34 protein-coding genes and 3 pseudogenes are annotated in these 25,876 nt (G+C 64.2%); 22 read left to right on the plus strand and 15 right to left on the minus strand.

The genetic code is table 11. The features are described from left to right. The 3 genes and pseudogenes from ABIB51_RS11490 to ABIB51_RS11495 form a co-directional block, all read left to right on the plus strand. A pseudogene (locus ABIB51_RS11490) lies at positions 1-288 on the plus strand (hypothetical protein); the annotation flags it as partial. Beyond that, entirely contained in the window at positions 228-464 is a 237-nt protein-coding gene (locus tag ABIB51_RS23220) for an IS3 family transposase (protein WP_502916121.1), read from the plus strand. The pseudogene ABIB51_RS11490 and the gene ABIB51_RS23220, both read left to right, overlap by 61 nt. A 128-nt stretch (positions 465-592) precedes the next feature. Further along, positions 593-1,099: a GNAT family N-acetyltransferase gene (locus tag ABIB51_RS11495; RefSeq protein ID WP_354188067.1), complete on the plus strand. Its 507-nt coding sequence runs from the start codon at positions 593-595 to the stop codon at positions 1,097-1,099. A gap of 125 nt (positions 1,100-1,224) precedes the next feature. Here ABIB51_RS11495 and ABIB51_RS11500 read toward each other — a convergent pair whose 3' ends face one another. The 3 genes from ABIB51_RS11500 to ABIB51_RS11510 are packed head-to-tail and all read right to left on the minus strand — an operon-like array spanning position 1,225 to position 2,161. Then, positions 1,225-1,560, minus strand: a complete 336-nt coding sequence (locus tag ABIB51_RS11500; RefSeq protein WP_354188068.1) for a winged helix-turn-helix domain-containing protein — start codon at positions 1,558-1,560, stop codon at positions 1,225-1,227. Then, positions 1,557-1,790, minus strand: a complete 234-nt coding sequence (locus ABIB51_RS11505; RefSeq protein WP_354188069.1) for a hypothetical protein — start codon at positions 1,788-1,790, stop codon at positions 1,557-1,559. The genes ABIB51_RS11500 and ABIB51_RS11505 overlap by 4 nt, the downstream gene beginning before the upstream one ends. A gap of 35 nt (positions 1,791-1,825) precedes the next feature. Beyond that, entirely contained in the window at positions 1,826-2,161 is a 336-nt protein-coding gene (locus ABIB51_RS11510; RefSeq protein ID WP_354188070.1) for a hypothetical protein, read from the minus strand. 223 nt (positions 2,162-2,384) lie between these two features. Here ABIB51_RS11510 and ABIB51_RS11515 point away from each other — a divergent pair, with 223 nt between their 5' ends. Beyond that, positions 2,385-2,981: a recombinase family protein gene (locus ABIB51_RS11515; RefSeq protein ID WP_354188071.1), complete on the plus strand. Its 597-nt coding sequence runs from the start codon at positions 2,385-2,387 to the stop codon at positions 2,979-2,981. Between the two features lie 78 nt (positions 2,982-3,059). Here ABIB51_RS11515 and ABIB51_RS11520 read toward each other — a convergent pair whose 3' ends face one another. Further along, positions 3,060-3,983 carry a LysR family transcriptional regulator gene (locus ABIB51_RS11520; RefSeq protein ID WP_354188072.1) on the minus strand — a complete coding sequence of 308 codons (924 nt, stop codon included), beginning with the start codon at positions 3,981-3,983 and terminating at the stop codon, positions 3,060-3,062. A gap of 246 nt (positions 3,984-4,229) precedes the next feature. Here ABIB51_RS11520 and hisD point away from each other — a divergent pair, with 246 nt between their 5' ends. The 4 genes from hisD (at position 4,230) to ABIB51_RS11540 (ending at position 7,994) form a co-directional block, all read left to right on the plus strand. Then, on the plus strand, positions 4,230-5,549 hold the full coding sequence (gene hisD, locus ABIB51_RS11525; protein WP_354188074.1) for a histidinol dehydrogenase: 1,320 nt from the start codon (positions 4,230-4,232) through the stop codon (positions 5,547-5,549). A gap of 24 nt (positions 5,550-5,573) precedes the next feature. Continuing rightward, a complete protein-coding gene (locus tag ABIB51_RS11530) occupies positions 5,574-6,386 on the plus strand; it encodes an ABC transporter substrate-binding protein (RefSeq protein WP_354188076.1) in 813 nt (270 codons plus the stop codon). Between the two features lie 95 nt (positions 6,387-6,481). Next, positions 6,482-7,135, plus strand: a complete 654-nt coding sequence (locus ABIB51_RS11535; protein WP_354188078.1) for an amino acid ABC transporter permease — start codon at positions 6,482-6,484, stop codon at positions 7,133-7,135. Further along, a complete protein-coding gene (locus ABIB51_RS11540) occupies positions 7,128-7,994 on the plus strand; it encodes an amino acid ABC transporter ATP-binding protein (RefSeq protein ID WP_354188080.1) in 867 nt (288 codons plus the stop codon). The genes ABIB51_RS11535 and ABIB51_RS11540 overlap by 8 nt, the downstream gene beginning before the upstream one ends. Here ABIB51_RS11540 and ABIB51_RS11545 read toward each other — a convergent pair. From ABIB51_RS11545 to ABIB51_RS11560, 4 genes are all read right to left on the minus strand, one after another. After that, the gene (locus tag ABIB51_RS11545; RefSeq protein ID WP_354188082.1) at positions 7,951-8,283 is read right to left on the minus strand and encodes a hypothetical protein; all 333 of its coding nucleotides are present in this window, start codon (positions 8,281-8,283) and stop codon (positions 7,951-7,953) included. The two genes, ABIB51_RS11540 and ABIB51_RS11545, sit on opposite strands and share 44 nt — an antisense overlap. Before the next feature lie 331 nt (positions 8,284-8,614). Continuing rightward, a complete protein-coding gene (locus tag ABIB51_RS11550; protein WP_354188317.1) occupies positions 8,615-9,223 on the minus strand; it encodes a superoxide dismutase in 609 nt (202 codons plus the stop codon). A 54-nt stretch (positions 9,224-9,277) separates the two neighbouring features. Further along, the gene (locus ABIB51_RS11555; RefSeq protein WP_354188084.1) at positions 9,278-10,321 is read right to left on the minus strand and encodes an LLM class flavin-dependent oxidoreductase; all 1,044 of its coding nucleotides are present in this window, start codon (positions 10,319-10,321) and stop codon (positions 9,278-9,280) included. A 35-nt stretch (positions 10,322-10,356) separates the two neighbouring features. Further along, a complete protein-coding gene (locus tag ABIB51_RS11560; protein WP_354188086.1) occupies positions 10,357-11,034 on the minus strand; it encodes an NADPH-dependent F420 reductase in 678 nt (225 codons plus the stop codon). Positions 11,035-11,130: 96 nt separating this feature from the next. Here ABIB51_RS11560 and ABIB51_RS11565 point away from each other — a divergent pair, with 96 nt between their 5' ends. Then, a complete protein-coding gene (locus tag ABIB51_RS11565; protein ID WP_354188088.1) occupies positions 11,131-11,631 on the plus strand; it encodes a MarR family winged helix-turn-helix transcriptional regulator in 501 nt (166 codons plus the stop codon). A gap of 383 nt (positions 11,632-12,014) precedes the next feature. On the opposite strand, the gene ABIB51_RS11570 is transcribed toward ABIB51_RS11565, so the two are convergent. Beyond that, complete coding sequence (locus ABIB51_RS11570; RefSeq protein ID WP_354188090.1) at positions 12,015-12,878, minus strand: SDR family oxidoreductase; 864 nt, start codon at positions 12,876-12,878, stop codon at positions 12,015-12,017. A 102-nt stretch (positions 12,879-12,980) separates the two neighbouring features. Between ABIB51_RS11570 and ABIB51_RS11575 the strand changes: the two genes are divergently transcribed. Then, the gene (locus tag ABIB51_RS11575; RefSeq protein ID WP_354188092.1) at positions 12,981-13,358 is read left to right on the plus strand and encodes a winged helix-turn-helix transcriptional regulator; all 378 of its coding nucleotides are present in this window, start codon (positions 12,981-12,983) and stop codon (positions 13,356-13,358) included. A 295-nt stretch (positions 13,359-13,653) separates the two neighbouring features. Continuing rightward, the gene (locus ABIB51_RS11580; RefSeq protein ID WP_354188094.1) at positions 13,654-14,034 is read left to right on the plus strand and encodes a nuclear transport factor 2 family protein; all 381 of its coding nucleotides are present in this window, start codon (positions 13,654-13,656) and stop codon (positions 14,032-14,034) included. Here ABIB51_RS11580 and ABIB51_RS11585 read toward each other — a convergent pair. Then, a complete protein-coding gene (locus ABIB51_RS11585) occupies positions 13,985-14,419 on the minus strand; it encodes a DUF4913 domain-containing protein (RefSeq protein WP_354188096.1) in 435 nt (144 codons plus the stop codon). The genes ABIB51_RS11580 and ABIB51_RS11585 overlap by 50 nt on opposite strands. Positions 14,420-14,553: 134 nt before the next feature. Beyond that, complete coding sequence (locus ABIB51_RS11590) at positions 14,554-14,736, minus strand: hypothetical protein (protein ID WP_354188098.1); 183 nt, start codon at positions 14,734-14,736, stop codon at positions 14,554-14,556. A gap of 10 nt (positions 14,737-14,746) precedes the next feature. Between ABIB51_RS11590 and ABIB51_RS23225 the strand changes: the two are divergent. The 3 genes and pseudogenes from ABIB51_RS23225 to ABIB51_RS11600 form a co-directional block, all read left to right on the plus strand. Continuing rightward, positions 14,747-14,858 (plus strand): annotated as a pseudogene (locus ABIB51_RS23225) (IS30 family transposase); the annotation flags it as partial. 694 nt (positions 14,859-15,552) lie between these two features. Beyond that, positions 15,553-17,061, plus strand: a complete 1,509-nt coding sequence (locus ABIB51_RS11595) for a glycosyltransferase family 2 protein (protein WP_354188100.1) — start codon at positions 15,553-15,555, stop codon at positions 17,059-17,061. 11 nt (positions 17,062-17,072) lie between these two features. Next, a complete protein-coding gene (locus tag ABIB51_RS11600; protein WP_354188102.1) occupies positions 17,073-17,342 on the plus strand; it encodes a hypothetical protein in 270 nt (89 codons plus the stop codon). Positions 17,343-17,561: 219 nt separating this feature from the next. On the opposite strand, the gene ABIB51_RS11605 is transcribed toward ABIB51_RS11600, so the two are convergent. Then, positions 17,562-17,990 carry an IS110 family transposase gene (locus tag ABIB51_RS11605; RefSeq protein WP_354188104.1) on the minus strand — a complete coding sequence of 143 codons (429 nt, stop codon included), beginning with the start codon at positions 17,988-17,990 and terminating at the stop codon, positions 17,562-17,564. 197 nt (positions 17,991-18,187) lie between these two features. Between ABIB51_RS11605 and ABIB51_RS11610 the strand changes: the two are divergent. From ABIB51_RS11610 to ABIB51_RS11645, 8 genes and pseudogenes are all read left to right on the plus strand, one after another. Beyond that, positions 18,188-18,520 (plus strand): annotated as a pseudogene (locus ABIB51_RS11610) (acyl-CoA dehydrogenase family protein); the annotation flags it as partial. 58 nt (positions 18,521-18,578) lie between these two features. Beyond that, positions 18,579-19,268, plus strand: coding sequence for an acyl-CoA dehydrogenase family protein (locus ABIB51_RS11615; RefSeq protein ID WP_354188319.1), 690 nt, complete (start codon positions 18,579-18,581; stop codon positions 19,266-19,268). Beyond that, complete coding sequence (locus ABIB51_RS11620; protein ID WP_354188106.1) at positions 19,223-19,444, plus strand: hypothetical protein; 222 nt, start codon at positions 19,223-19,225, stop codon at positions 19,442-19,444. Before ABIB51_RS11615 ends, ABIB51_RS11620 begins: the two co-directional genes overlap by 46 nt. A gap of 24 nt (positions 19,445-19,468) precedes the next feature. Continuing rightward, on the plus strand, positions 19,469-19,879 hold the full coding sequence (locus ABIB51_RS11625) for an MmcQ/YjbR family DNA-binding protein (protein WP_354188108.1): 411 nt from the start codon (positions 19,469-19,471) through the stop codon (positions 19,877-19,879). After that, the gene (locus ABIB51_RS11630) at positions 19,876-20,433 is read left to right on the plus strand and encodes a DUF1990 domain-containing protein (protein WP_354188110.1); all 558 of its coding nucleotides are present in this window, start codon (positions 19,876-19,878) and stop codon (positions 20,431-20,433) included. Before ABIB51_RS11625 ends, ABIB51_RS11630 begins: the two co-directional genes overlap by 4 nt. Before the next feature lie 14 nt (positions 20,434-20,447). Beyond that, positions 20,448-21,131 carry a tetratricopeptide repeat protein gene (locus ABIB51_RS11635; RefSeq protein WP_354188112.1) on the plus strand — a complete coding sequence of 228 codons (684 nt, stop codon included), beginning with the start codon at positions 20,448-20,450 and terminating at the stop codon, positions 21,129-21,131. Positions 21,132-21,161: 30 nt separating this feature from the next. After that, positions 21,162-21,479, plus strand: coding sequence for a putative quinol monooxygenase (locus tag ABIB51_RS11640; RefSeq protein WP_354188114.1), 318 nt, complete (start codon positions 21,162-21,164; stop codon positions 21,477-21,479). A 75-nt stretch (positions 21,480-21,554) separates the two neighbouring features. Further along, the gene (locus ABIB51_RS11645) at positions 21,555-21,848 is read left to right on the plus strand and encodes a DUF503 domain-containing protein (protein ID WP_354188116.1); all 294 of its coding nucleotides are present in this window, start codon (positions 21,555-21,557) and stop codon (positions 21,846-21,848) included. Positions 21,849-22,502: 654 nt separating this feature from the next. Here ABIB51_RS11645 and purL read toward each other — a convergent pair. The 3 genes from purL to purS are packed head-to-tail and all read right to left on the minus strand — an operon-like array spanning position 22,503 to position 25,850. Further along, on the minus strand, positions 22,503-24,842 hold the full coding sequence (gene purL, locus ABIB51_RS11650; protein WP_354188118.1) for a phosphoribosylformylglycinamidine synthase subunit PurL: 2,340 nt from the start codon (positions 24,840-24,842) through the stop codon (positions 22,503-22,505). Beyond that, positions 24,839-25,597 carry a phosphoribosylformylglycinamidine synthase subunit PurQ gene (gene purQ, locus ABIB51_RS11655; RefSeq protein ID WP_354188120.1) on the minus strand — a complete coding sequence of 253 codons (759 nt, stop codon included), beginning with the start codon at positions 25,595-25,597 and terminating at the stop codon, positions 24,839-24,841. The genes purL and purQ overlap by 4 nt, the downstream gene beginning before the upstream one ends. 1 nt (position 25,598) lies before the next feature. Next, positions 25,599-25,850 (minus strand): phosphoribosylformylglycinamidine synthase subunit PurS, encoded by a 252-nt coding sequence (gene purS / locus ABIB51_RS11660; RefSeq protein WP_011690410.1) that lies wholly within the window; start codon positions 25,848-25,850, stop codon positions 25,599-25,601. Positions 25,851-25,876: the final 26 nt, after the last annotated feature.

Genomic DNA, 25,876 nt, shown 5'->3' on the forward strand with positions numbered 1-25,876 from the left:
GAGGGATGGCTGTATCTGGCCACCGTGATCGACCTGTGCACGGGCATGATCATCGGCTGGGCGATGGCCGATCACATGCGCGCCAGGCTCTGTACTGACGCGCTGGCAATGGCCAGTGACCACGGTACCTCGAAGCAGAAACAACGGTGTTTCACTCTGATCGGGGCTCCCAATACACCTCTGGCGAATTCCAGAAATGGTGCGCCGGGAACCGCGTCACCCAGTCCATGGGAGCCGTCGGGGTGTGCTGGGACAACTCAGGCGCCGAAAATTTCTTCTCACACCTAAAGACCGAGATGTACCACCATCACACCTTCGGCAACCGGCTCGCCGCTAGAACCGCTGTCATGGAATATATCGAGGGCTGGTACAACCGCCGCAGGCCAAACCGGCGGGCCGGCATCCCGCCGGCAGAAGCCCTCGCCACCCATGGGACCCGTGCCCAGGAACGCCTGGCCGCGTAACTCGAATCAACCACGAACTGTCTCAAGAACTTGACGACCGCAAACCCTTACCGGGACATCATTGGAGGGTAGGCCGCGAGTACAGTTGACTGGTGTTTGGACCGTGTCAGCTCAGTGAAAATGTCAGTATGCGCACATTGCGCTCGAGTGATGCGTTAGCGCTTGCCGCCGCGTATGTGCGCAACCGTGAGTACCTTTCCACCTGGGAGCCGGTGCGTCCCGAGGAGTACTACACCGAAATGTGGCAGGCTGCGGATATTGCAAATCGCCTTGTTGCGACAGATGCCGGGGAAGGGTTCCCCTTTGGGTTGTTTGCTGGCGACGCCCTTGTCGGCAGATTCAACTTAGCCGGCATCGTGCGTGGACCGTTCCAAAGTGCGGGGCTAGGTTACTGGGTGGATGGCGCTTACGCGGGCCGTGGTCTGGCATCCGCTGCCGTGCAGATTATCGTCGAAACGGCACGTGACGTACTTGAGCTGCACCGCATAGAGGCGAGCACTCTCCTGCACAATGCTGGTTCGCAACGGGTGCTGTTGAAGGCGGGCTTCCGGCAGATCGGGATGGCTCCACGGTACTTGAAAATTGCCGGAAAATGGCAAGACCACAACCTTTACCAAATTGTCCTTCACGAATAAGACCCTGACCTGCCGGTCAACAGAGGTCCAGCGCTACACGCGACACCTCCCATTCCGTTTGGGGATCCTTCACCGGACGTAGGGAGGACGATTCGGCATCGGATGTTTTGGTACGGCGGTCAGCGCTATTCAGTGATCGGCTTGTCGTGACGGGAAGGCAATCTCCTGCAGCGCGCGGCAAGGTGGTTTCGCCACACCTGTTCCCCTTCTTTGGTTAGCTTCAGCCAAGTCCGGGGACGCTTGCCGATGTAGCCTTTCCGCATTTTGACGTAGCCAGCTGATTCACGTGCGGTCGCTTGTTTGCTGAGGACGGAGTCGGAGACCTGGAGGTGGTTGCTGAGGGTGGCAAAGTCGATTTCCTCGGTCTGGGCGAGAGCTGCTGTGAGGGAGAATCGCACGGGGTGCCCCAGCGGGTCGTTGAGCTGGTGTCGTGGGTGGTCGGAGGTGGCTGGTGCGCTCATCGGCGTGCCTCGTACCAGGCACAGGACGTCGTGGACACGGTCAGGAGTGCGGCCATGAGGCCCGCAAACCAGAGTTCACCCTGAAAGGTGAAGCCGGAGAGTGGCATCCCGGCGAACCAGAGGGCGCCCCATAGACCCATGTAGACGCCCCAGCGGAGGCCGAAGCCCCGCTTGCTGGTACGGGTGAAGAAGAGAACAGTCGCCATGAGGATGATCAGCCAGACACCCATGAAGACCGCTGGGAGGGCAGCCGAGGGATCTGGCGCTATGCGCGCATAAGTGAAAGCGATGATTCCCCCCGATCAAACGCCGCCCAAAAGCTCGCCTCCTCGTCAATATTCACCCGAAGATGATGGCGGTCTTTGACGTGGCCGACGTCAGCTTCCCACGCCGCCAGCCGGGACGTGGCGAAGCCGAGCTCCGCTGTCGTCTCGCTCGGAGTCTTGCCGTTGCGACGCAGGCGCAAGTATTCCTCGCGCAGCCAGCGGCAGCCGACCTCTTTATCGATGCCAGCATGTCGGGTGGACGGTTTGAGACCATGCCCGTGCTTTACCGAGGCAAGAAACCGGATGCCTGCTGCTGACGAGGAGCTGAAATACATGTCGAACCACCTTGAAAGAAGGTGTTGCTTCGATCAACAGAATCCCGCGTGCCTATGCGCTCCACTCCAGATCGTCCCGAAACCCTAGCGTTGCAAGACCTGCGGTCGAGGCACCCGGCGTCCTTGACGTTTCAACAACCGGGGTGTCTTGCTACTATGTCCCGCAAGTGCGGCGCGGGCTTGAGGTAGTCAACTACTGTTGCGGGACACGTTGGAGGCGGAAATGGGCAAGCTCATCGGATATGCCCGGGTATCGCCCCGGACCCAGGACTCTGACCGGCAGACCGCGGACCAGCTGGCTGCCGGAGTGCGCCGGGATGACCTCTATACCGACCACGGGGTCAGCGGCGCCCGGGTAGTGAAGCCGGCGTTTGGCACGGCTCTCGATGCACTGCATGGGGGCGACACCCTGGTCGTCACCACACTGGATCGGCTCGGCCGGTCCACCGCCAACATGCTGGAGTTGGCCACCATGCTGCGGGAGCGGAAGACCGGTCTGCGCGTGCTGAATCTCGGCGGCGGGGACGTGGACACCGGCACGCCGATGGGGTCCATGGTCTTGACCGTGATGGCAGCGCCGGCGCAGAAAATCAAACGGGAACGGATCACCGATTCGGTATCCGAGCGCCGGGCCGCGGGCAGGGACTTGGCCGGGCGCAGGGAACGGTTCACCGACAGCCAAATCAACAATGACGGCCGCCTGATGGACGCCGGCCAGCCGGCCACCCAGGTTGCCCGGGACCTCGGCATGGCCCGGGCGACCCTGTACCGGCGCATCGCAGGCATCGAAGCGCAACACTGGGCCAGCACCCAGGACTAACGACTCCCACAAGCTCCCTGCTCGGTCCCTCATTACTTACTTGTCGGGTAGGGATACCGACAGGAGTACCGGGCCGTATTACCGGCCGGGCACTTTTTGCTCCGGTCCTACTTTGGCCAAAAGTGTTCGCTCGGCGAGTTCGGCAATTTTTCGGGTAGCGGGCGATAGGTAGGAGGACTCACGCTGGACCAGTGCGATGGTGTCGTAGAGAGGTTCGGCGAATGGGACAGTCTTGATGTTCCGGGGGAATGACGGGCCCTCGGCGATTGTCCTGCACACGATGGTGTCGGCTGCACCTGTTGCGACGAGGCTAAGTGCGGTCTCGACATGTTCGACTTCAATGGAGGGGTCGATATTTAGGCCGCGCAGCTGGGCCCGTTCCTGAATCTGAGCGCGTGTCGGGTCCTTCCAGCCGGCATAGGCGTCGTAGAGCACCAGTTTTGCCGCGGCCATTTCGTCAATTGTCATGGGCCCTTGGCTGGTGGGCCGGTGCGCCGAGGCGTAGAGGACCTCGTCGCGAAACAGCGGTTTGATCATAAGCCCGCGCTCCAGGACAGGGAGGGCGACGAGTCCGGCTTCGATCTCGCCGTTCGCTATTGACTCGGCGACCAGCGAGGAGTTCAGGCCGACCAGACGCACCTTTACTTTCGGGTAGCGCTTGTGAAAGCGCTGTACGAGATCGGAGAGGTCGTAGTATCCGGCGTTGCGCAAAACACCGAAGGTACAGACGCCTCCCTCCAGGGAAGAGATCGACTGCAGTGCCTGGATCCCATTATCAAAGGAGCTCACCGACTGCCGGGCGTGATCGCACAGCTCGACCGCGGAGTTGGTCGGAATGAGACGTCGACTGCCGCGGGTGAACAGGCTCAGGCCAAGCTCCTGCTCTAGCCGGCTGATGAGTTCGGAGACAGAGGCTTGGCTGGTTTTCAGTAACACCGCGGCGGCGGTGAACGAACCAAGGTCGTAGGCTGCGAGAAACGCGCGGAGCTGGGTAAGCGTCATAGGTCCACCCTATGACTTCGGGGTGATATCCCGGGTTGTCGCAAGAATTCACGAAAAAACTTTGCCCGATGCGGACATGTTTCCGCTATTGACGGGGAGCGCGTCCGGCGGCAGGATCCCCGGGATTTCAAGGGTGATATGGGTCACCGGCATGTCTATCTGGCGATTTGATACAGGATTATCCTGTGGTTGATATCGTAATGCATCGGGTTGTGCGATGCGTTGAGCCGGTTTAGCGTCGGGTGTATGCAGATCAACGACGCCGAGAAGGCATACATCACTGGTACCTTCACCACACTCAAGGCACCGGCCATTGGCGGGGTGCCGGCCCAGCGGCTCCCAGCCGTCATTGACACCGTCTCGGGGATGCTCAGTGACATCGAAAAGAACGGCATGGATGCCGTCATCAGGTACTCCCGGAAGCTGGACGGCTGGGCCGGTACAGATATCGAGATCAGTTCCGCCGACCTGGCCAGGACCGGTGACCAGTTGAGCCCCGCATTGCGGGAGGCACTGGCGGCTGGCGCGGAGCGCACCCGCCTGTTCGCCATCGAGCAGCGGGAGCACCTGACCGACTTCGAAACCGAGATCCTGCCCGGCGTTATTGCCGGGCAGAGGTACATCCCCGTCCCCCGTGTCGGTGCCTACCTGCCAGCCGGGCGGTTCCCGATCCTGGCCAGCGCCTTTATGACCGTCGGAGTGGCCAAGGCCGCCGGGGTGCCGACCGTCATTGCCTGCTCCCCGCCCACCAGCCCGACGGCGGGGCACCCCGCCGTCCTGCACGCCGCGTATCTGGCCGGCGTGGACCGTGCGTTCGCCGTCGGCGGCGTTCAGGCACTGGCCGCCATGACCTTCGGCCTCCTGGGTGAACAGCCTGCAGACATTCTCGTCGGGGCGGGCAACGCCTACGTCACCGAAGCCAAACGCCAACTCTTCGGCCGCGTCGGCATCGACCTGCTCGCAGGCCCGTCGGAAGTGGCCGTCATCGCGGACGAAACCGCGGACCCCGAGCTCGTGGCGGCAGACCTGCTCGGTCAGGCCGAACACGGTCCGCAGTCCCCGGCCTCTCTGGTCACCACCTCCCGCGCGTTCGGTGAAGACGTCATCCGACACATCGAGAAGCAGCTCGAAACCCTCGCCACACGCGACATCGCCGGTCCGGCCTGGCGGGACTACGGCACCGTCTACGTTGCACAGGACCGCGAGACCGCTGTTCAGCTCATGGATACGCTGGCGCCGGAGCATCTGGAAGTCCAGACCACGGATGACAGCTACTACCACGACAACTTGAAGAACTACGGCTCGATCTTCCTCGGCAAGTGGTCGACGGTTGCTTATTCCGACAAGGGCATTTCCGGAACCAACCACGTCCTGCCGACCGGTGGAGGCGCACGGTCCTCAGCGGGTCTGTCCGTCTCACGGTTCCTCAAGCCGCTGACTTTCCAGCGGGTCGAAAAGGAAGCAACCCCGCGCCTTGCGAACTACGTTGCGACCATCTCCGAATTCGAAGGCATGGAGGCACACCGTGCCACCGCAACCCTCAGGCTCGAACGCTTCAACCGATAAAACCCCCACTAACAAAGGCACACCATGATCAACACAAAAATGATCGGTAAACGATTCGCGGCCCTGGTGCCGATGGGTGTTGTCCTCGCCCTGGCCGTGACGGCGTGCGGCTCCGGAAGCGGCGGCGGCTCCAGTGCTGGCGGCGAGCAGAAGACGATCACCATCGCCACGTCCAACGATGCACCGTTCTCCTTCACCGACCAGGAAGGCGGTGAACTGAAGGGCATCGACGGTGAGATGATCAACGCCATCGCCGCGGAGAAGGGATGGAAGGTCAAGGTTTTCACCACCGAGTTCGCCACGCTGATCCCGGCGCTGATGGCCAAGAAGGCCGACGTCATTGTCGATGCCATGTACATCACGGACAAACGCAAGGAACAGATCAACTTCACCGACCCCTGGTACTCCCAGGGTGAGGGAATGATCGTGCCGGGAGACTCCACGCTGAAGTCCCGGGAAGATGTTAAGGGCAAGGTCCTCGGAGCACAGACGGGCACGGCGTTCACCGAGCTCATCGCAACCTTGGGGGGAAGCCAGACGAAGCTCTTTGACTCCCAGGCGGCTTTGCTCTCGGCAGTGGAGAACAGGCAGGTCGACGCCGCGTTCACCGACAGCGCGGTGATTGCATACAGCCTGGTGCAGAAACCCAACCCGAAGCTGAAACTTGTCTCCCCCTATGAGCCGTACTTCCCCGGCATCATCGGCGCCGGTGTCCGCAAAGAAGATTCCCAGCTGCTCAGCGACATCAATTCCGGCCTGGCGGACCTAAAAAAGACACCGAAGTACCTGGAGATCCTGAAGAAATACGGTCTGGGTGAGGACAACGTAGCCAAGTAGATGCAAGTACGGCCGGCGGCGGCCCCCTACCCGTCAATGACGCCCGGACCAGCCGCCGCCGGCCGCAACCCGTCCCCCTACGCTAGGTACCCATCATGGACTTCATCAACAACACACTCGCCGTGTTCCCCGCACTGATCGTGGCCGTGCCCATCGTGGTGCAACTGGCCCTCGGAGCCATGGCGCTGGCCCTGATCCTGGGCCTGCTGATCGCACTGGCGAGAATCTCCACGTTCAAATTCCTCCGCGGAATCGCCGTCTTTTACCTCGAAGTCATCCGTGGAACACCCCTGCTGGTACAGCTCGTGTACATCTTCTTCGTCCTTCCCAGCATCGGCATCGAAATCCAGCCGGTCCCGGCCGGCATCCTGGGCCTGGGCCTGAACTATGCCGCCTACCTCTCCGAAGTCTTCCGCTCGGCCATCCTCTCCGTGGAACACGGACAGACCGAGGCAGCCCTGTCGCTGGGATACACCCCGAACAAGGCCCTGTGGAAGGTGGTCATTCCTCAGTCATTCGTCGTGTCCATGGGCCCGATCGGCAACTACTTCATCGCCATGATCAAAGACACCGCCCTGACCTCCGTCATTGCCGTCACCGAAATCCTCAAGACCGCAAACATCCTCAACAGCCAGACCTTTCAGACCACTGCTATCTACACCGCTGCCGCCATCCTCTACCTCATCATCAGCCTCCCACTCTCACGCATCGTGGTAGTGCTCGAACGAAAGGCACGGGCCAATGGCTGAGAACACCATCATCAGCATCCAGGATGTCCACAAGACCTTTGTGCTCACCCCCAAGCAGACACTCTGGAACCGCATCACCGGCAAGGCCCACCAAGAGAAACGCATCGAGGTCCTCAAGGGCGTGAACCTCGACATCCACCGCGGCGAAACCGTCGCCATCCTGGGCTCCAGCGGATCCGGGAAAAGCACCCTGCTGCGCTGCATCAACAAACTCGAAACCATCGACAGCGGCAGAATCTACGTCAACGGACATCTCATCGGCTACGAAGAGCGCGAGGGCCAGCTGATCAGCGAAAAGCCCTCCCTCACCGCGAAGAAGCGCACCGACATCGGCATGGTGTTCCAGCACTTCAACCTGTTCCTGAACAAAACAGCCCTCGGAAACGTCATGGCCCCGCTGCGCGACGTCAAAGGCCTCTCCGCGGACAAAGCCCGCCAGATCGCGCTTCCCAACCTGGACCTCGTCGGGCTGGGCGATAAGGCGGACAACTTTCCCAGCAAGCTTTCCGGCGGCCAGAAGCAGCGCGTTGCCATCGCACGGGCCCTGGCGATGGAACCGCGCGTGATGCTCTTCGACGAGCCGACTTCGGCACTGGATCCCGAGCTCGTCGGCGAGGTTCTCGCCGTCATCAAGAAGATCGCCCAGCAGGGAACAACCATGGTGATCGTGACCCACGAAATGCAGTTCGCCCGCGAAATCGCCGACCGGATTGTCGTCATGGACCACGGCATCATCGTCGAGCAAGGACCACCCGAGACCGTGTTCACCAACCCACGGCACGCCAAAACCAGGGCACTGCTCAGCCGCTCCGGAATCATCCCCCAAAAAGACGACGGACAAGAACCCCGGCAACCCTGAGAAACAAGGCGGTTGGCACCTCAAGCTGGCTCAGGTAATAGGTCTTGAACCAGTTGCTCCGGCACCGGAGTCGCCAGCGGCCTACGCGGACCGCGGCGGGAGGCCACCCGTCGTCCGCTCCGCTGTGCCGGGGGTGCCAGCCCATCACCTCGAGCACCAGCTCGGACAGATCCACGCGCGGGATCATGCCCGCCACACGGGTCCGCAGGTCTTTCAGGCTGGGCGACTCCTGCAGGGCGTCGTCGGCGGCGGTCATCTCGCCGGACACTGTTCGCCATGCCGCATCCAAGGTCCCAGCATGTTCGGCGAGCAGAGAGTCTGCTCCTAGGCTCAAAGCTGGTCAACGAATACCTGCCGCTGCTTCGTGCTGACGCCCGCGATACGGGTGACGACTGGGCCCGCTGGCAGTCCCGCCGGGTAAAAACACTCAATAACTATTCCCCGCTGCCGGGAAATGACGCATCAGCAGCCAAGGTGTCATTTTGAGGTCGGGCCCTGCGAAGGGGACGTGCGGAAAGTTTCGGGCTGGGCCAGTGTTCAAGGGTGTGCTTTGGGTGGATCCAACATCGGGAGACCGCATCGGCCGGGGCTCATTGGTTCCGGCCAATGCGGTGAGCTGGCTATTGGATGATCAGCGAGGCAGCGCCTGTGCGGGCGGCTTCGAAGCGCTTGGCGACGTCGGCCCCGTTGACGATGTTCCAGAATGCCTTGACGTAGTCGGCCTTGACGTTGACGTAGTCGAGGTAAAAGGCGTGCTCGCACATGTCCTGCATGAGCAGCGGCGTGGTGCCGAGAGCCACGTTACCCTGCTGGTCGTAGAGCTGCTCGATGACCAAGTTGCCACCGATCGGCTCGTAGGCCAGGAAGCCCCAGCCCGATCCCTGCAGGCCAAGGGCTGCAGCGGAGAACTGGGCACGGAAGGCGTCGAAGGAACCGAAGGCGTCGTCGACGGCTGCTGCCAGCTCACCCTCAGGCTTGTCGCCGCCGTCCGGGGAGAGGTTGTTCCAGAACACGGAGTGGTTGATGTGGCTGCCGGTGTGGAAGGCCAGGTCCTTGGAAAGGCGGTTGATGTTGGCGAAGTCGCTCTTGTCGCGCGCCTCGGCGAGCTGGGCCAGGGCGTTGTTGGCGCCGGCCACGTAGGTGGCGTGGTGCTTGCTGTGGTGCAGCTCCATGATCCTCGCGGAGATGTGGGGCTCCAGCGCTGCGTAGTCGTAGGCCAGTTCGGGCAGTTCTTACGTGCTCATGTTCTTCTTTCCTCTTTGTGTGTGGTTGGAAACGGCTGGTTATTTCTTGGCCAGCAGGCGTTGGACGCGCGGTTTGACCTCGGTGGCGAGCAGCGTGAGCGATTCGAGGTGGTGCTCGTGGGGCAGGCCTCCGAGGTCTGCCTGGAGGAAGTGGCGCATGTGGCCGAGATGGCCGTGCAGGTTTACGATGCGTTCGGCCACGTCGTCCGGATCGCCGATGTAGTAGGCGTACGGCGCTTCGACCTGGGTCAGGTAGTCGTTTTTGTCGGGGTTCTGCCAGCCTCGGAGCCTTCCCATTTCGATGTTCAGGTTGTGCCAGCTCGGGTAGAAGCGTTCCACGGCTTCTTTTTTCGTCGGGGCGATCAGTCCCCAGGTTGCCACGGAGACTTTGATGTCTTCGCCGGTGTGTCCGGCTTGTGCTGCGGCCTGGCGGTAAAGATCGACCAGTGGGGCGAAGCGGTGCGGCTGCCCGCCGATGATGCCGTAGGAGACGGGCAGTCCCAGCCGGCCGGCGCGAGCCGAGGAGGGGGCGCTGCCGCCGGTGCCGATCCAGATCGGCAACCTCTCCGCGGCGGGTCGAGGGACGACGGCGAGGTCGTGCAGTGGCGGCCGGACGGTTCCGGTCCACGTTATTTTTTCGATTTTGCTTGCGTTGATGCTCAGCAGCAGGTCGAGTTTTTCCGCGTAGAGGGTGTCGTAGTCGTTCAGGTCGTAGCCGAACAGCGGAAAGGTCTCGACCGAGGATCCGCGGCCTGCGGTGATCTCGATCCTGCCGCCGCCGGAGAGGGCATCGGCTGTGGCGAACTGCTGGTAGACCCTGACCGGGTCGTCGGTGCTGATGATGCTGGCGCCGCTGCCGAGTTTGATCTGTTTGGTGGCTGCCGCGGCGGCGGCTATCAGGGTGCCGGGCGAGGAGGCCGGCATGCTCACGGTGTGGTGTTCGCCGATGCCGAAGTAGTCCAGGCCCGCCTTGTCGGAATGGACGATGGCGTCAAAGAGGTTCTTGATCGCTTCGGCCGTGGACCGGGGGCTTCCGTCGGGGTTCAGTGGGGTGTTGCCAAAGCTGTAGGCGCCGATTTCCATGCATTTCTCCTGTGATGTGGGGTAATTCGTGTGGGCTAGCCGGCGTGGGAGGGGACGGTGGCCGTGTCCAGCAGGGTGCGGAGCCGGCTGGCGGTGTGGCTGCCGTTGAAGATTTCGGTGTCCGGCTGGAAGGCGCGGCCTGCCGGCAGCGGACCGGCATCGACGGCGTCATAGCCCAGGCCTTCGATGAAGGCGGTGACCCGGGCCTTGGCGGCGGCGTCGTCCCCGGCCAGTGCCAGTGCCCGGCGCCCGGGGGTCCCCGGATCGGCGCCGTCCTCTTCGAGGTCCTGGTAACCGATATGGTTCAGCGACTTGACGATTTTTGACCCGGCAAGGAACTCCTGGATGATTTCGCTGCTGGTCCGCGGATCGTTCTCGAAGTCGCTGATCTCCCCGTCGATCGGCGCCCAGTAGTTCATGGCGTCGATGACCGTTCTGCCCTTCAATTGCTCGGGGCGGAGGGTGCGGTACCTGTGCAGCGGAACCGCAACGACGACGATATCCGCCCTGGCGGCCTCTTCTGCCGTAACGGCTTCCGCTCCGGGGGTGATGATCTGTACGAGCAGGGAGATTTCCTCGGGCGGCTTCGAGGTGGCGATCCTGACCTGGTAGCCGGCCTTAAGTGCCTGCCGGGCCACGGCGGTGCCGACCCGGCCGGCGCCGAGGATGCCGATGGTCCGGGCCTGAGCCGGAGGGTTTTGGGGGGTGCTCATGCTTCGTGTCCTTCGCGCAGAAAACTATGTTGTGAACATGACTATATTGGCGACAGAACATCTGTGCAATGGAAGAGTTGGCGGTAAGATGGATATATGGCAGAAATCACTCTCAACAGTCCCGCGGCGAAGGCCGCCGTTCCGGGGGATCTGGGCTGGCATTTGGCCACCGTGCTGCGCGGATACCAGACGCGGTTCGAAACCGCGGTCGCCGGCATACCGGCCGGCATCCGGGGTTTCCAGGTGCTTTCGGCCGTCGTGCACCGGGACCCGCCTAACCAGCAGGCCCTCGCCGCGCACCTGGTCATCGACAGGACCGTCCTGACCTACCTGCTGGACGCGCTCGTCGAAGCCGGCGTCGTCGAACGCGTCCCCGACCCCGCGGACCGCAGGGCACGGAAAATCGTGGCCACCGAAGCCGGACGCCGGACACTCACCGAATACGAGGCACGCGTCGCCTCAGCCGAAGCGGACCTTCTCTCCGGACTGGAAGGGTACCAGGCCGAAACCCTGGGCGGGCTGATCGGCCACTGGGCCAACGCCGTCCACCGCGCCCAGCCCGGAGCGAATCCCTGCGAAGCAATGGACAACCTCTAAGAGTCCTTGCGCACCACGGAAGCGGGCGGCTTCTTCTTCCGTAGCCTGCCTGCGTGTATGGCCGTGGAACACCCGGTGCCCGGGGTATTCCTGCCGTACCAGCTTCGGTGGTTGGTCCGTCACCCGCGGGAGCCGGGTGTGTCTGGATCCGTAATTAAGGAGGGGACCGGTGATGCAGGTCAGTGTCCTGCGACTCCTGAGGAAACACCACCCGGCAGTACAGGGGCACAGGCCCCGGTGAACCCCTGCGATGACTTCCGCCGCCGGGCCCACCGAGCCAACATCTCACGCACGTCGTCCGATAGTTCCAACCCGGCCTTCGGGCCGCCCCGCATTCGCCACGCCCCATTTACAATAAGGAAACGAATTTCGGGCGCCGGACACTAGGCGGAAGCTACCGCGGAGCGCACGGCCTGGGCCAACTTGGTGGCCGGGCGGCCGATCAGTTTCTGCAGGTCGCCGCTGGTCACCAGCAGGTCCCCGCGGGCGATACCCAGGTCTGAATCGGCAAGAATGTCGGCAAATGCCTCGGGGACACCCACCCCGGCCAGCATGCCGGCGTAGTCGGCAGCGGGCATGTCCTGGTAGGTGACGGGCTTGCCGGCGGCGGCGCTGATCTCGGCAGCGAGTTCGGCCATGGTGAATGCGTGGTCGCCGCCCAGTTCGTAGACCTTGCCGGCCTGGCCGTCGGCGGTCAGCACCGCGGCGGCGGCCTGCGCATAGTCTGCCCGGGAGGCGGCACTGACCCTGCCATCACCGGCGCTTCCGGCAACGGCGCCCTGCGCCAGCGTGCCGGGAAGTTGCTCGGTGTAGTTCTCCAGGTACCAGCCGTTGCGCAGGAGCGCGAAGGGGACGCCTGATTTTTGGAGCAGGGCCTCGGTGGCCTGGTGCTCGGCGGCCAGCTTCATGCCGGTGGTGTCGGCGTTCGCGATGCTGGTGTAGGCCACCAACTCCACGCCTTCAGCCTTCGCGGCCTCGATCACGTTGCGGTGCTGCTCCACGCGCTGCCCCACCTCGCTGCCGGAGATCAGCAAGACCGTGCGGGCTCCCCGGAGGGCAGCAGCCACAGAGGCAGGGTCGGTGTAATCCATGGCCCTGACCTGCACGCCGCGGGCGGCAAAATCGGCAAGCTTCCCGACGGAGCGGCCGGTGGCCACGATATCCGATGCGGGGACGTTGCGCTCCAGTAGTGCTTCTACAACGTGCCGGCCCAACTGGCCGCTTGCGCCTGTGATGACGATGCTCATGGGTGGTTCCTTTCACCGTTTGTACCTTGTCACCATAGATAACCAGAGGACAGGCAAGATGCTTCCCAATGGAGAGTACGCACTTTCAGGTAAGGTACTGGAATGAAGGTAAGTATCCTGCCGGGGCCCCTGCCCCTCGCGTTTTCCGACGGCGTGTTCCCGGCCGGCTGCCCCAGCCGGACTGTTCTGGACCACATCACCAGCAAGTGGGGCGTCCTGATCCTGCTCTCGCTCTCAGAAGGCGGGCAGCGATGGAGTGAGCTGCGACGGCGGGCAGACGGCATCAGCGAGAAGATGCTTGCCCAAACGCTGAAGACGCTCGAACGGGACGGCCTGGTCAGCAGGAAGGCCCAGGCGGTCATTCCGCCCCGGGTCGACTACAGCCTGACCGAGCGTGGATATGAGCTGAGCACCCTCCTGGTCCCCCTGGTGACCTGGGCGTTCAACAACGCAGACGACATCGTCAACGGCCAGCGCTGACGGCCGGCGCTCCAGCTCACCACATACGTCCAAGGACCACTCCCCGCCGGACCCGAGTATCTGTGGCTGATGTGAACGTTTCCTGTGTCCTGCGCCTGAAATTCGCTGCTTCTTAAACGGGAAAACTGCACTACCTGGGACACAACCGGTGCGAGCAGTGCCGACATGAGCGGCACCGCCACGGGCGGCGTCACCGCCCGACTTACCCCAAGGTGAAGTACTGTCGCTCTCGGCTAGCCCCGTCCTATAATGGCCGGAGTTCGTCGAGACCCCCGATTCACCTGAGAGGACTCCCGTGGCCGACTTGGAACGCAACAAGAAAGTGGTCGTCGACTACTACCAAACGGCCTTCGGAGGTGATCCCCAGAGAGCCGTGAGCGAGCACTTCGGTGATCGCTACGTTCAGCACAACCCGGACGCTGAAGACGGACCCGCTGCCTTTGTGAGCTTCGTCAATTGGTTGCGCAGTACTTACCCTCAACTTCAATTGGAGATCAAGCGGGTGATCGCCGAGGGCGATATAGTGGCGACCCACTCACACTTAATACTGAATCCGGGGGAACCAGGAAGGGCGCTAGCGGACTTCTTTCGCCTAGAAAATGGGAAAGTGGTCGAACACTGGGACGTCATCCAAGACATCCCTGAGAAAGCCGCAAATTCGAACGGCATGTTTTAGCCTCGATCCGTCGATGGGGTTGAGAATCTCGCGGCGCGTTAAAGGCGCGTATCTCTTTAGTACCCCCTGTTGAGCTGGGGTGGTCGGCGCGGTCGCGCCACCACACGCTGATTCCGGTAACGCCGTCGAGGCGCAGGTGCTCCCAGGCCCGCCACAGCGCTTCTACCCGGGAGACGGCCTCGGGGTGGAAGTACCACTCCATGCACCGCTTGGCGCTCCTGTCATCGACGTCGCGGACGTAGGTGGGCAGGAGTTGTTCGTGCAGGAACTCCTCGGCTGAGCCGAACACCAGCTGAGGTGCCTCCGCCGGCTCGGCTGCGGGGGCTTCGTGGGTGTGGCTGCCGTCGGGACCGGGGCCTGCGAACAGACCGATTTCCTCTGCCATATTCCCTCCTACTTGATGGCCCACGGATTGGCTACCGCGGCTTCGCCGGCGAGTACGGGCACGGCGTCCTCTTCTCGGCGCGGACTGTTGGCCTTGATGGATGCTTCCACGGCTTCCGTGTGAGGTCCGGTGCACTAGGGCAGCGTGCGGACGAGGGTGGCCGGTGCACCGGAGGCAAGGGCGACGGCGCGGCCTCGGTACAGTTTCGCGAGGTTGGAGACGCCGAAGATGCGCCCCTTGCCCTCCTGGCGGGAGCGGCTGCGCCCGGACTTGCCGGAGGAGATGGAGACGTTGGTGTAGCTGAAGTCCCCGATCAAACCCGGTGCGATTCACAGCGCCGAAGACCTCGACTGAAGCACAGGAACTCAACGACCGACCACGCAAAAGACTAGAGTTCAGAAAACCGGTCGAATTGATCGAAGGACTCCTGTTGCAATGACCGCCTGAATCCGCCGATCGGGCAGTGGGCGGTCAGGCGGGGCCAGTTGCAGAATTCGAGGAAAGGACGTCCGTGCGGATTGCCCAACGGCCGATAGCTGCCGCTGCGCCAACCGTGGCCCATGGATCAGCAGCCAAGGCTGCCAGCCGAGACCCAGGACGCTTCCCAGCAGCCAGAACCCGAGGGTGGGCACCGTGAAAAAGTCTCCGATGTGGATCCACTGATTCCGGACTGGGCGCCGAAGATAGGCCAACACCCAAAGAGGCCCTGACCTCTTTTCCGCCGCACCACGCCGCACCACAAACGGCCAACCCCGCGCCGGCACTATCAGACCGCCCTAAACACGCTCATCCGCGAAGGGCAGGTTTTTTTCGTTGTCGGGCCAATCCTAGCCGGAGGCCGACTGGTACGGTGAAAGGCATCGTCGCAGGTCATAAGCACAATGGGGGGAGATCTGTCGGCGTCGAGCAAGTTTTGTCCGGGGTCAGATTGTCAGGCCTGTGCAATCGCTTCACGGTGGGATGGCTCCACCCGTTAGATGCGTCGCATAGCCGGCATGTGCGTATCACTGGCCGGTAACGATCCCGGGAATCGCCCATCGAATTCCGTGCCGCTGACGAATGACCCGTGGCCGGCTTTGCGCTGGTCTTCGATTTCTTTTTTTGATGGATGTTTTTGAGCTTTAGGGGGAAGTATGCGTGAGCCATCCGGGTCCGAGGCTAATTCCGGAGATCCCGGCAAAGCGGGGATGCCGGGTGGTCCCGGATCTCCGCGATCGGCCGGCATCCTCATCGCTGCAGCCACCGTGGCGGCAGCGGCTGCGCTGTGGACTGGGGTGTCGACGGTCGGTCCGCTGCCCGGCGATACGCCGGTACAAGGCGTTCTCTTCGGAATCTGGGGCGTGCTCTACGCATCCGATGCTCCCCCCGCGAGGGTCGTCATCGCGGCGGTGTTCTTCGTGGTCTTTCTTGCCCTCGGTGTTGCTCTCGTAGAGCAGCGCATCGCCAACCGCACCCGCCGCTCCCGCAACCGCCAGGTCAGGCCTCTGGCGCCGAAGGTCATCATGGAGGCGACCCGCGGCGTGTATGCCGGTCCGGTGACGGTGACGGTGCTGATACCCGCGCACAACGAGGAGGCTTCTCTGCCATTCACGCTGTCTTCTCTCGTGGCGCAGTCGCACCGGCCGGAGCGCATCATCGTGGTGGCCGACAACTGTACCGACGGGACCCTGGCCGTTTGCCGGGCGGCCGGCGTCGAGGTTTTCGAAACAGTCGGCAATACACATAAAAAGGGGGGCGCCCTGAACCAGGTGCTGCGCGGGCTGCTCCCGGAGCAGGGGGACAACGACGTCGTGATGATCATGGACGCCGACACCCAGCTCGACGACGGTTTCCTTGCCACGTCGGTGAAGCGGATGGCCGCGGACCGGGCGCTGATGGCCGTCGGTGGTCTCTTTTATGGCGAGCAGGGTCACGGGATGCTAGGCCAGTTCCAGCGCAATGAGTACATCCGCTATGCCCGCGAGATGCGTCGCCGGCGGGGCCGGGTGTTTGTATTGACCGGGACGGCGTCGGTGTTCCGGCCCACCGCGCTCCGCACGGTAGCGCAAAGCCGGGGCGAGGCCTTGCCTGGAACGCCCGGCGACGTCTATGACACGGCGGCCCTGACCGAAGACAACGAACTGACAATCGCGCTGAAATCCCTCGGCGGTCTCATGACCTCCCCGCAGGAGTGCACCGTGGTCACAGAACTCATGCCGACCTGGCGGACCCTCTGGGCCCAGCGCCTGCGCTGGCAGCGCGGGGCGCTGGAAAACATCGGCGCCTACGGCGTCACACCGCAGACCTTGCGCTACTGGGCACAGCAGCTGGGCATCGGATACGGCGTTATTGCCCTGAGCACATATCTGCTGCTGATCCTGCTTATGGTGCTGGCCCTGGATCAGTGGGTCTGGTTCCCGTTCTGGCTGGGACTCGGGCTGATTTTCACCATTGAACGCGTTGTGACGGTATGGAAAGGCGGCTGGCGGTCACGAGGACTGGCGTTGCTGATCTTTCCCGAACTGATCTTCGATATGTACCTGAACATCATCTACGTCAAGGGCATCATCGACATGTCCATGGGCCGCACGGCCGACTGGAAACACCTCAACCACGCACCATCCCAGCCCGACCAACCGCACACCGAACCGAGGCCGCTGTGAATCCCGCCACCATGGCCCCACCGACCGGGCTGCTTCTTCCTGAATCGATCCTGGAAACGGAGCTTTTTGCAATACTGGCGACCTTTGTTGCCATTAACACCATCATGTACGTGGCGTTGGCGGTCGCAAAGATCCTGCCAAAGGTATACCTCACCGACTGGATACGCCACCGCAACGAACGCGCCGAAACCCGCAGCATCCACCCGGCTATCGCTGAAGGGCACACCCGTCAACCGCTAACGAACGTCCCAGATAAGGAAACACGAGGGGCCACCACCTAGCTGGCTATAGGTCATGTCAAGTCCGTGTCCGGGGCACGGCGGTGCGCGCCTCGGGCGGTCCGGGGTGGGGCTCGTGAGTGGGGTGACGGCTGACGGTTTGTTGGCTGGACCGGCGTGGTTCCGGGTCGCGCCCACGCTGACTTGTCCGACCTCGGTCATTCACCGGGTCATCTGGCGTCGTTCGGGCTGCGGCCGGGGGGCGAAGGGCCGGGCGCCAAGCTAGAAGCGGCGTAACGCGTGAGCGTCCGCCATAGCCCGGTCGGCGTCTGGTCCGGCCCTTCGTCGGTTCCAGCGTCTCACCGACGTCCGTCCCAGCTCCGTGATCGCCTCCAGGTCCAGGGCATCGGTCTTGATCCGCCGGCGTCCCTGGACCCTGCGCTGTTCGGCGACATGCGCCGGATTCAGCTCCAGCACCTGCCAGTCCGCAGGCCACACGGACGGCGCCAGCAGCGGCCGGTGATAATGCCCGGCAGCCTCGATCCCGACTTTCACCGGAACATCCGCCCCCGCCAGCCTGCCCTTGATCAGCGCGAGAACCCCCGCCAAACCCGGACCCGTCATCTCAAAATCCACCGGACCCAACAAGCGGTGCCGCCCCGCATCGGTGACCGATAACGCAACCACCGTCTTGCCGACATCGACAGCCACAACCACGGGCAAATCCGTGGCCACCGCGGCCTGAACAGACATAACAAACACCTCCGACGGTATCGGGAAGACCCCGCGGATTAATCCGCCAGGGTTCCCAAGGGAATCTGATACATCCCGTCCCGACATCTCCGGAGGTGTTTGGGAAGGACTAACTCAAGTCATATCAGCCCGGCCGACAGGAACCGAGGAAACGTATGACCTACGCCCCAGACACCACAGTCCCCGCCACCGCCGCCCTTTCGGCTGAACCGCTTTCGGCTGAAGCCGAATATGAGAAGCTCGCGCAGCGCTTCCGGCCCGTGTTTGCCCGGATCGCCGAGGGCGCGCTCGCCCGCGAGCAGGACCGCGCCTTGCCTTTCGAGCAGGTCCGCTGGCTGAACGAGGAAGGCTTCGGCCGGCTGCGGGTGCCCGCGGAGCACGGCGGCGACGGCATCGGCTTCGAGCCCTTCTTCCGGTTGCTCATCGAACTCGCAGAGGCGGATTCCTCCGTGGCCCACCTGTACCGCTCGCACTTCGCCTTTGTGGAAACCGTCGGCCTGGAGTCCGTTGCGTTCCGGAACCGCTGGTACCCCAAGGTGGTGGCCGGTGGGATCTTCGGAAACGCCGGCCACCACCGAGAAGTCCGGAAATGTCATCGGCACCACGGGAACCAAGCTGGCGCGCCACGGCGGGGACTGGCTGCTCAACGGCGGGAAATACTACACCACCGGAACCATCTTCGCCGAGTGGATTGCCGTCATGGCCAGCACCGAGGGCGTGGACGGCCGGCAGTACGCGGTGGTCAGCACCACGCAGCCGGGACTGGAAATTCTCGACGACTGGGACGGGTTCGGCCAGCAGCTGACCGGCACCGGGACCACCATCTTCCGCGACGCCGTCGTTCCTGACGCCAACATCATCACGCGCTCGGAATCCACCACGCACGAGCCGGCATTCTTCCAGCTGGTCCTGCTCGCCGTCCTGGCGGGCATCGGCCGGGCGGCGCTGGCCGACGCCCGGGTACTGGTCCGCGACCGCAAGCGCACGTTCAACACCGGCTCGGGGGAGCTGTTCCGCAGCGACCCGCTGATCCTGCAGCTCGTCGGCCAGCTCTCGGCAAAGGTCTTCGCCGCGGAGTCCGTGGTGCTGGCAGCGGCCAGGGAGCTCGATGCCGGCGCCGACCCGGACCTCACCGCGGACCAGCGCTTTGTCCGCGGCGAGATCGCTGTGGAGAAGGCGCTGCTGGGCTGGTGCCCGAACTTGTCCAGTCCCCAGCCCAGCAGCTCTTCGACGTGACGGGGGCGCCAGCCACGTCGAAGTCCAAGTCGCTGGACCGGCACTGGCGCAACGCCCGGACCGTGGCCACCCACAACCCGGCCGTGTTCAAGGCCCGCACCGTGGGCGACTACGAAGTCAACGGCACCACCCCGGAAGGGCTCCACAGCGTCGGCGATGCCCGCACTGCGGGGTAGTCCGCAGGCGGATAGGCTCGTGCCATGGACGTTGCCACCCTCCGCGAGATCTGCCTGAGCTTCCCGGGCGCCTATGAGGACTTTCCGTTCGGCCCGGAAACGTCCGTGTTCAAGGTGCGGGCCGCCGTGGCGGGCGGGGCGCGGCAGGACGCCAAGATGTTCGCGTTGTCCGCCATGGACCCGGCGGACTGGTCGGTGAGCCTCAAATGCGAGCCGGCCCTGGCCGAACAGCTGCGGGCCATCCATCCGGAAATCGCCGGTGCATGGCACATGAACAAAACCCACTGGAACGGCGTCCGGCTGGACGGGACGCTGCCCGACGACATGATCCGCGACCTTGTAGAGGATTCCTACGACCTGGTGGTGGCATCGTTCAGCCGCAAGCAGCGGGAGCAGCTGGGCTGGGCCGGGCTCGCCAGGGGCGAAGGCGCATGACGCGTGATCCCGGCGCCGGCCGCATTGTGCGGGGCACGCTGAACTATCCGGGCGTCGGCTTCACTGAGCATGGTCGGGCTCCGGACGGCTTTCCCTGCCTGGTGTCCCGGACGTACCTCGGCGACGGCCCGGACACCTATCGGCGGGTGGCGCAGGGCATCCTCACCTGGGAGCTGCAGAAACGCTCCGGGCTGCGGGTCCGAACCGACTCCGATGTGGTGTGCGGGGCGCGCGTGGTGAGCGGATTCGGCGTCGGGCCCTTCCGGATCAACGCGCCGTGCGAGGTGGTGTGGGTGTCCCGGCCGGTGCCCGGCGACGGGCCGCAGCGGGCCGGCTTCGGGTACGGCACATTGCCGGGCCATCCGGAGCGCGGCGAGGAGGCGTTTGAAGTGGAGATCGACGCCGCGGGGCGGGTTTTCCTGAAGATCACCGCCTTTAGCAGGCACTCCAACTGGTTCTACACGGCCGGCGGCCTCGTGGCCCGGGCGGCGCAACGGCACATCACTTCCCGATACATTGAAGGGGCACGTCAACTCGCCGCAGGTGAAAGCTGATCAGGAGAACATACATGCTGGAACAGAAAACCCTTGACCAACTGTGGAGCTTTGACGACCCCGCCGGATCGGAAGCCCGCTTCCGGACGGCCGCTGCAGATGGAACGTACGACGCCGACGAACGGGCCGAGCTCACCACCCAGCTGGGGCGGGCCATCGGACTGCAGGGCCGTTACGAGGAAGCTGATGCCCTGCTGGACGCGGTCGACGCGGACGAACCGACCGTGGCCGTGCGTGTCCTGCTGGAACGCGGCCGCCTGCTGAATTCGAGCGGCCATGCCGCGATGGCCGTGCCGTTGTTCGAGCAGGCCGCAGAACTCGCGGACCACCTGAGCGAGGAATTCCTTGCTGTTGATGCGCTGCACATGCTGGCGATTGCGGACTCCGCCCACGTCGGGTCCTGGACGCGCAGCGCCCTGGAGTACGCCTCCACGGTCCACGATCCGCGTACGAAACGCTGGATGGTGTCGCTGCACAACGACCTGGGCTGGTCGCTCCACGACGCCGGGCGCTTCACCGAAGCGCTGGTGGAGTTCCAGCTGGCCGAGCAGTGGGCCGAACGCGTCGGGACGCCCCGGCAGCAGGAGGGGGCCCGGGAGGCAACCGCGGAGTGCGAGCAATCCCTCGCTGCCGCGTCCGGGACAGCCGGGACGGTGGGGACCTCAGCTCCTGCTGTTCCCGGTGAACGAATGGACTGACCGTCCACCCCCAACGAAAGGCATTGCCCTGTGATCTTCATTGTCGTTAAATTCAAGGTCAAGCCGGACTGGTCCGACAAGTGGCTGGGCCTGGTGGAGGACTTCACCCGGGCCACGCGCCAGGAACCCGGCAACCTGTGGTTCGACTGGTCACGCGGCGTGGATGATCCCGACGAGTTCGTGCTCGTCGAGGCATTCCAGGACGACGCCGCCGGCGACCACGTCAACAGCGCACACTTCCAGCAGGCCATGGCGGACATGCCGCAGGCGCTGGCCGAGACGCCGCGGATCATCAGCCGCCAGCTCGACGGCGACGGCTGGGACCGCATGGGCGAACTGACCATTTAATCCCGTCGATTGCTCCGTAACGGCCCTTTTGAGGCCTCAAAACGGCCGTTACGGAGCAATGGATAGGCTTGTGGCATGTGGATCGGATGGATTGAGTTCGACATCCTGCTGGGCGATGTTCACACGCTCAAGGAGAAACGCTCGGTCGTCCGGCCGCTGCTTGCCGAGCTGAAACGGCGCTTTGAGGTCTCCGTGGCCGAGGTAGGGGACCACGAGCAGTACCGGCGCACTCAGCTGGGCGCCGGACTGGTGGCGGCGGACCGGGCGCACCTGGTGGAGGTGCTCACCGCCGTCGAGCGCTTCGTCGCGGCCCGGCCCGAACTCGAACTTCTCAGTGCCCGGCAGCGTGAGTTGCGCAGCGACGACTGACCTCCCCCCAATCGATGAGGCTTGGGGATAACTTCTGCGGCCGAGGCTCCGTGCTGCTCTCATGAGGGCATGAAGACTGCACGCCCGCTCCCGCAGGAACTCGAGGGCCGTCCGCTCACGGTTGCCGAAGCCCGCCTCGCCGGGGTGAAGCCCAAACGGCTCCGCCACGCATCGCTCCGGACGCAGGGCAGAGGCATCCGTTCGAACAGCCCGACGCCGGAGCTCCCTTTGAGTGTCAGGGTGCGGCCGTTCATTGAGGTCAACACGAGATGCGCCGCATCCCACCTCACCGCCGCGGAACTGCTCTTGTTGCCGCGCCGGCCGCGAAAGGAGCCGTCTGGTGGCCATGGGGGACAGTTGCGTCCGCGTGCCGCGGGCCGATCGTGAGGGCAGGGACATGCCGCAATGCGACATAGGCGACCTCCAGCGGATGATCTACAGGCACAAGGGAAAGCCCGGCATCCGCAAAGCGAAGGAAGCCATCCAGCTCATCAGGGTCGGGGCCGATTTGCCGCAAGAGACGCTCCTCCGGCTGGCGATCGTACGCGCAGGCCTGCCGGAACCGGCCGTTGACGAACGATCGCTCCGTAACTCCCGTTTTGAGGGTTCAAAAGGGCAGTTACGGAGCAACCCATGGAGGTGCGGGGGCGGGCCTTAGCCGAAGTACTTCGGCAGGGTGGCCTCGTGGGCTTCCCGGAGCGCATCGAGGTTCATGGTCTCGACGCCGTTGATCTCCAGCTTGCCGCTGTCCGCGTCGACGACGCCGATCCGGACGTGCGCGAAGCCACGGGCGGTGCACATGTCCTTGAACCGGATTTCCTCCGAGCGGGGAACCGCGACGATGGCGCGGCCCTGGGTTTCGGAGAACAGGGCCGTGAACAGGTCCACGCCGTCGCGGTCCAGGACATCCTGCAGCGCGATCCGGGCACCCACGCCGTAGCGCAGCGAGGATTCCACAAGGGCTGCCGCGAGGCCGCCTTCGGAGAGGTCATGTGCAGAGTCCACCATGCCATCGCGGGAGGCGTTGATCAGGATTTCACCCAGCGCGCGTTCCGCGGCGAGGTCAACCTTGGGCGGCAGGCCACCGAGGTGTCCGCGCAGGTTGGACCATTCCGAACCGTCCAGTTCTGCCGCCGTCGTGCCGAGCAGGTAGATGGCCTGGCCGTCCTCGCGCCAGCCCGACGGCGTGCGGCGGGCGACGTCGTCGAACTTGCCCAGGACCGCCACCACGGGGGAGGGGTGGATGGGGGTGGTGCCGGTCTGGTTGTACAGCGAGACGTTGCCGCCGGTGACCGGGATGCCGAGCACCATGCAGGCGTCGGACAAGCCGCGGATGGCTTCGGCCAGCTGCCACATCACGTCGGGGTCCTCGGGGGAGCCGAAGTTCAGGCAGTCGCTGACGGCCATCGGCACGGCGCCGGAGGTGGCGACGTTGCGGTACGCCTCGGCCAGCGCCAGCTGTGCACCGTGGTACGGGTCGAGGTAGGTGTAGCGGCCGTTGGCGTCGGTGGCCAGGGCAACGCCCAGGCCGGTCTCCTCGTCCACGCGGACCACTCCGGCGTCGTCCGGGAACGCCATGGCGGTGTTGCCGCCGACGTAACGGTCGTACTGCTTGGTGATCCAGGACTTGTCGCACATGTTCGGCGAGGCGATGAGCTCGGCAATGGCCGCGGCCAGTTCCTCGGCCGTGGCAGGGCGGCCGGAGTCCTGCACGGACCCGGTGAAAACGTCGGCCTGCACGGCGTCCTGCCATTCGGGGCGGGCATACGGGCGGTCGTAGACCGGTCCGTCGTGGGCCACGGTGCGCGGGTCGACGTCGACAATGACTTCGCCTTCCCACGTGATGATCAGGCGGCCGGTGTCGGTCACCTCGCCCAGCCAGGAGTACTCCACGGCCCACTTGTCCATGACCGCTTCAAAAGCGGGCATGTTCTCGGGGGTGACCACTGCCATCATGCGTTCCTGCGACTCGGACATCAGGATTTCGCCGGGGGTCAGGGTGGGGTCCCGCAGCAGGACCGAGGTCAGTTCGACCTCCATGCCGCCGTCGCCGTTGGAGGCGAGCTCGGACGTGGCGCAGGAAATACCGGCAGCGCCGAGGTCCTGGATGCCTTCCACCAGTGAGCCCTTGAACAGCTCGAGGCAGCACTCGATCAGAACCTTTTCGGCGAACGGGTCGCCAACCTGGACGGCGGGGCGCTTGGACGGCTTCGTGTCGTCGAAGGACTCCGAGGCCAGCACCGAGGCGCCGCCGATTCCGTCGCCGCCGGTGCGGGCGCCGAAGAGCACCACTTTGTTGCCCTTGCCGGTGGCGTTGGCGAGGCGGATGTCTTCGTGGCGCATCACGCCGACGGCCAGTGCGTTGACCAGCGGGTTGCCCTGGTACACGGAGTCGAAGACCATTTCGCCGCCGATGTTCGGCAGGCCCAGCGAGTTGCCGTAGCCGCCGATGCCGGCCACCGCGCCGTGCATGACGCGGGCCGTGTCCGGGTGGTCGATGGCGCCGAAGCGCAGCGGATCCATCACAGCCACGGGGCGGGCGCCCATGGAGATGATGTCGCGGACAATGCCGCCGATGCCGGTTGCGGCCCCCTGATAGGGCTCAACAAACGACGGCGAGTTGTGGGACTCGATCTTGAACGTCACAGCCCAGCCGTCGCCGAGGTTGGTGACTCCGGCGTTTTCGCCGATCCCCACGAGCATGTCCTTCTTCATCTCCTCCGTCACCTTTTCGCCAAACTGGCGCAGGTGGTTCTTCGAGGACTTGTAGGAGCAGTGCTCGCTCCACATCACCGAGTACATGGCGAGCTCGGCTCCGGTGGGGCGGCGGCCCAGGACCTTGACGACCTCGTCGAACTCGTTCTGCTTCAGCCCCAGTTCGGCCCACGGGAGCTCGACGTCGGGGGTTTTGGCCGCGTTTACGACGGTGTCGATGTTGAACTTTTTGGTCTCGGTGGCGGTGCCGGCCGTCCGGCCAGTCGACGTCTCCGTCATTTGTTGTCTCCCACGATCTTGTTCAGTACAGAGGTGAAGAAGCCGAGGCCCTCGGTGCTTGACCCGATCTCCGGGCCGAACCCGGTTTCCACTGCATGTTCCGGGTGCGGCATGAGGCCCACGACATTGCCGGCGGCGTTGGAGATGCCGGCTATGTCGCGGCGCGAGCCGTTCGGGTTGAAGCCGACGTAGCGGAACACAACCCGGCCTTCGGCCTCCAGAGCGTCCAGGGTCTTGTCGTCCGCGATGTACTGGCCGTCCTGGTTCTTCAGCGGAACCGTGATTTCCTGGCCGGCCGCATAGTCGCCGGTCCACGCGGTGGTGTTGTTCTCCACCCGCAGGACCTGGTCGCGGCACATGAACAACAGGCGGTCGTTCTTGATCATCGAGCCGGGCAGCAGGTGCGATTCGGTGAGGATCTGGAAGCCGTTGCAGATGCCGAGCACGGGCAGCCTGGCGTCCGAGTTGGCGGCGTCTATGACCTTGGCCATCAGCGGTGCGAACCGGGCAATGGCGCCGGCCCGCAGGTAGTCACCGTAGGAGAACCCGCCGGGGATCACGACGGCGTCGACGTCGCCGAGTGTCGTGTCGGCGTGCCAGAGGGCCACCGGGGTGGCGCCGGCAAGGCGGACGGCGCGGGCGGCGTCGCGGTCGTCAAGGGTTCCGGGGAAGGTGATGACACCGATCCTGGCGCCAGCGAGCCTGGGGTTTGCGGCGACGGCGATTGCCTCGCCGATCAGGGGGAGTTCAGTCATTTCAGGCCTCGACGACCTCGACGTTGACGACGTCCTCGATGACGGGGTTGGACAGCAGCGTCTCCGCGGCGTTCCGGGCCTGGGCCAGGATTTCCTCGGTCACCTCGCCGTCGACCGTCAGTTCAAAACGCTTGCCCTGTCGGACAGAGCTGAAGGCGGTGAAGCCCAGCCGGGGGAGTGCACCCACGATGGCCTTCCCCTGCGGGTCCAGAATCTCGGGCTTGGGCATGACGTCGACGACGATCCGGGGCATCCGGTAACTCCTGTGCGTGAGCGTTG

The sequence above is a fragment of the Arthrobacter sp. UYCu712 genome (assembly GCF_040547005.1).
GTDB lineage: Bacteria > Actinomycetota > Actinomycetes > Actinomycetales > Micrococcaceae > Arthrobacter.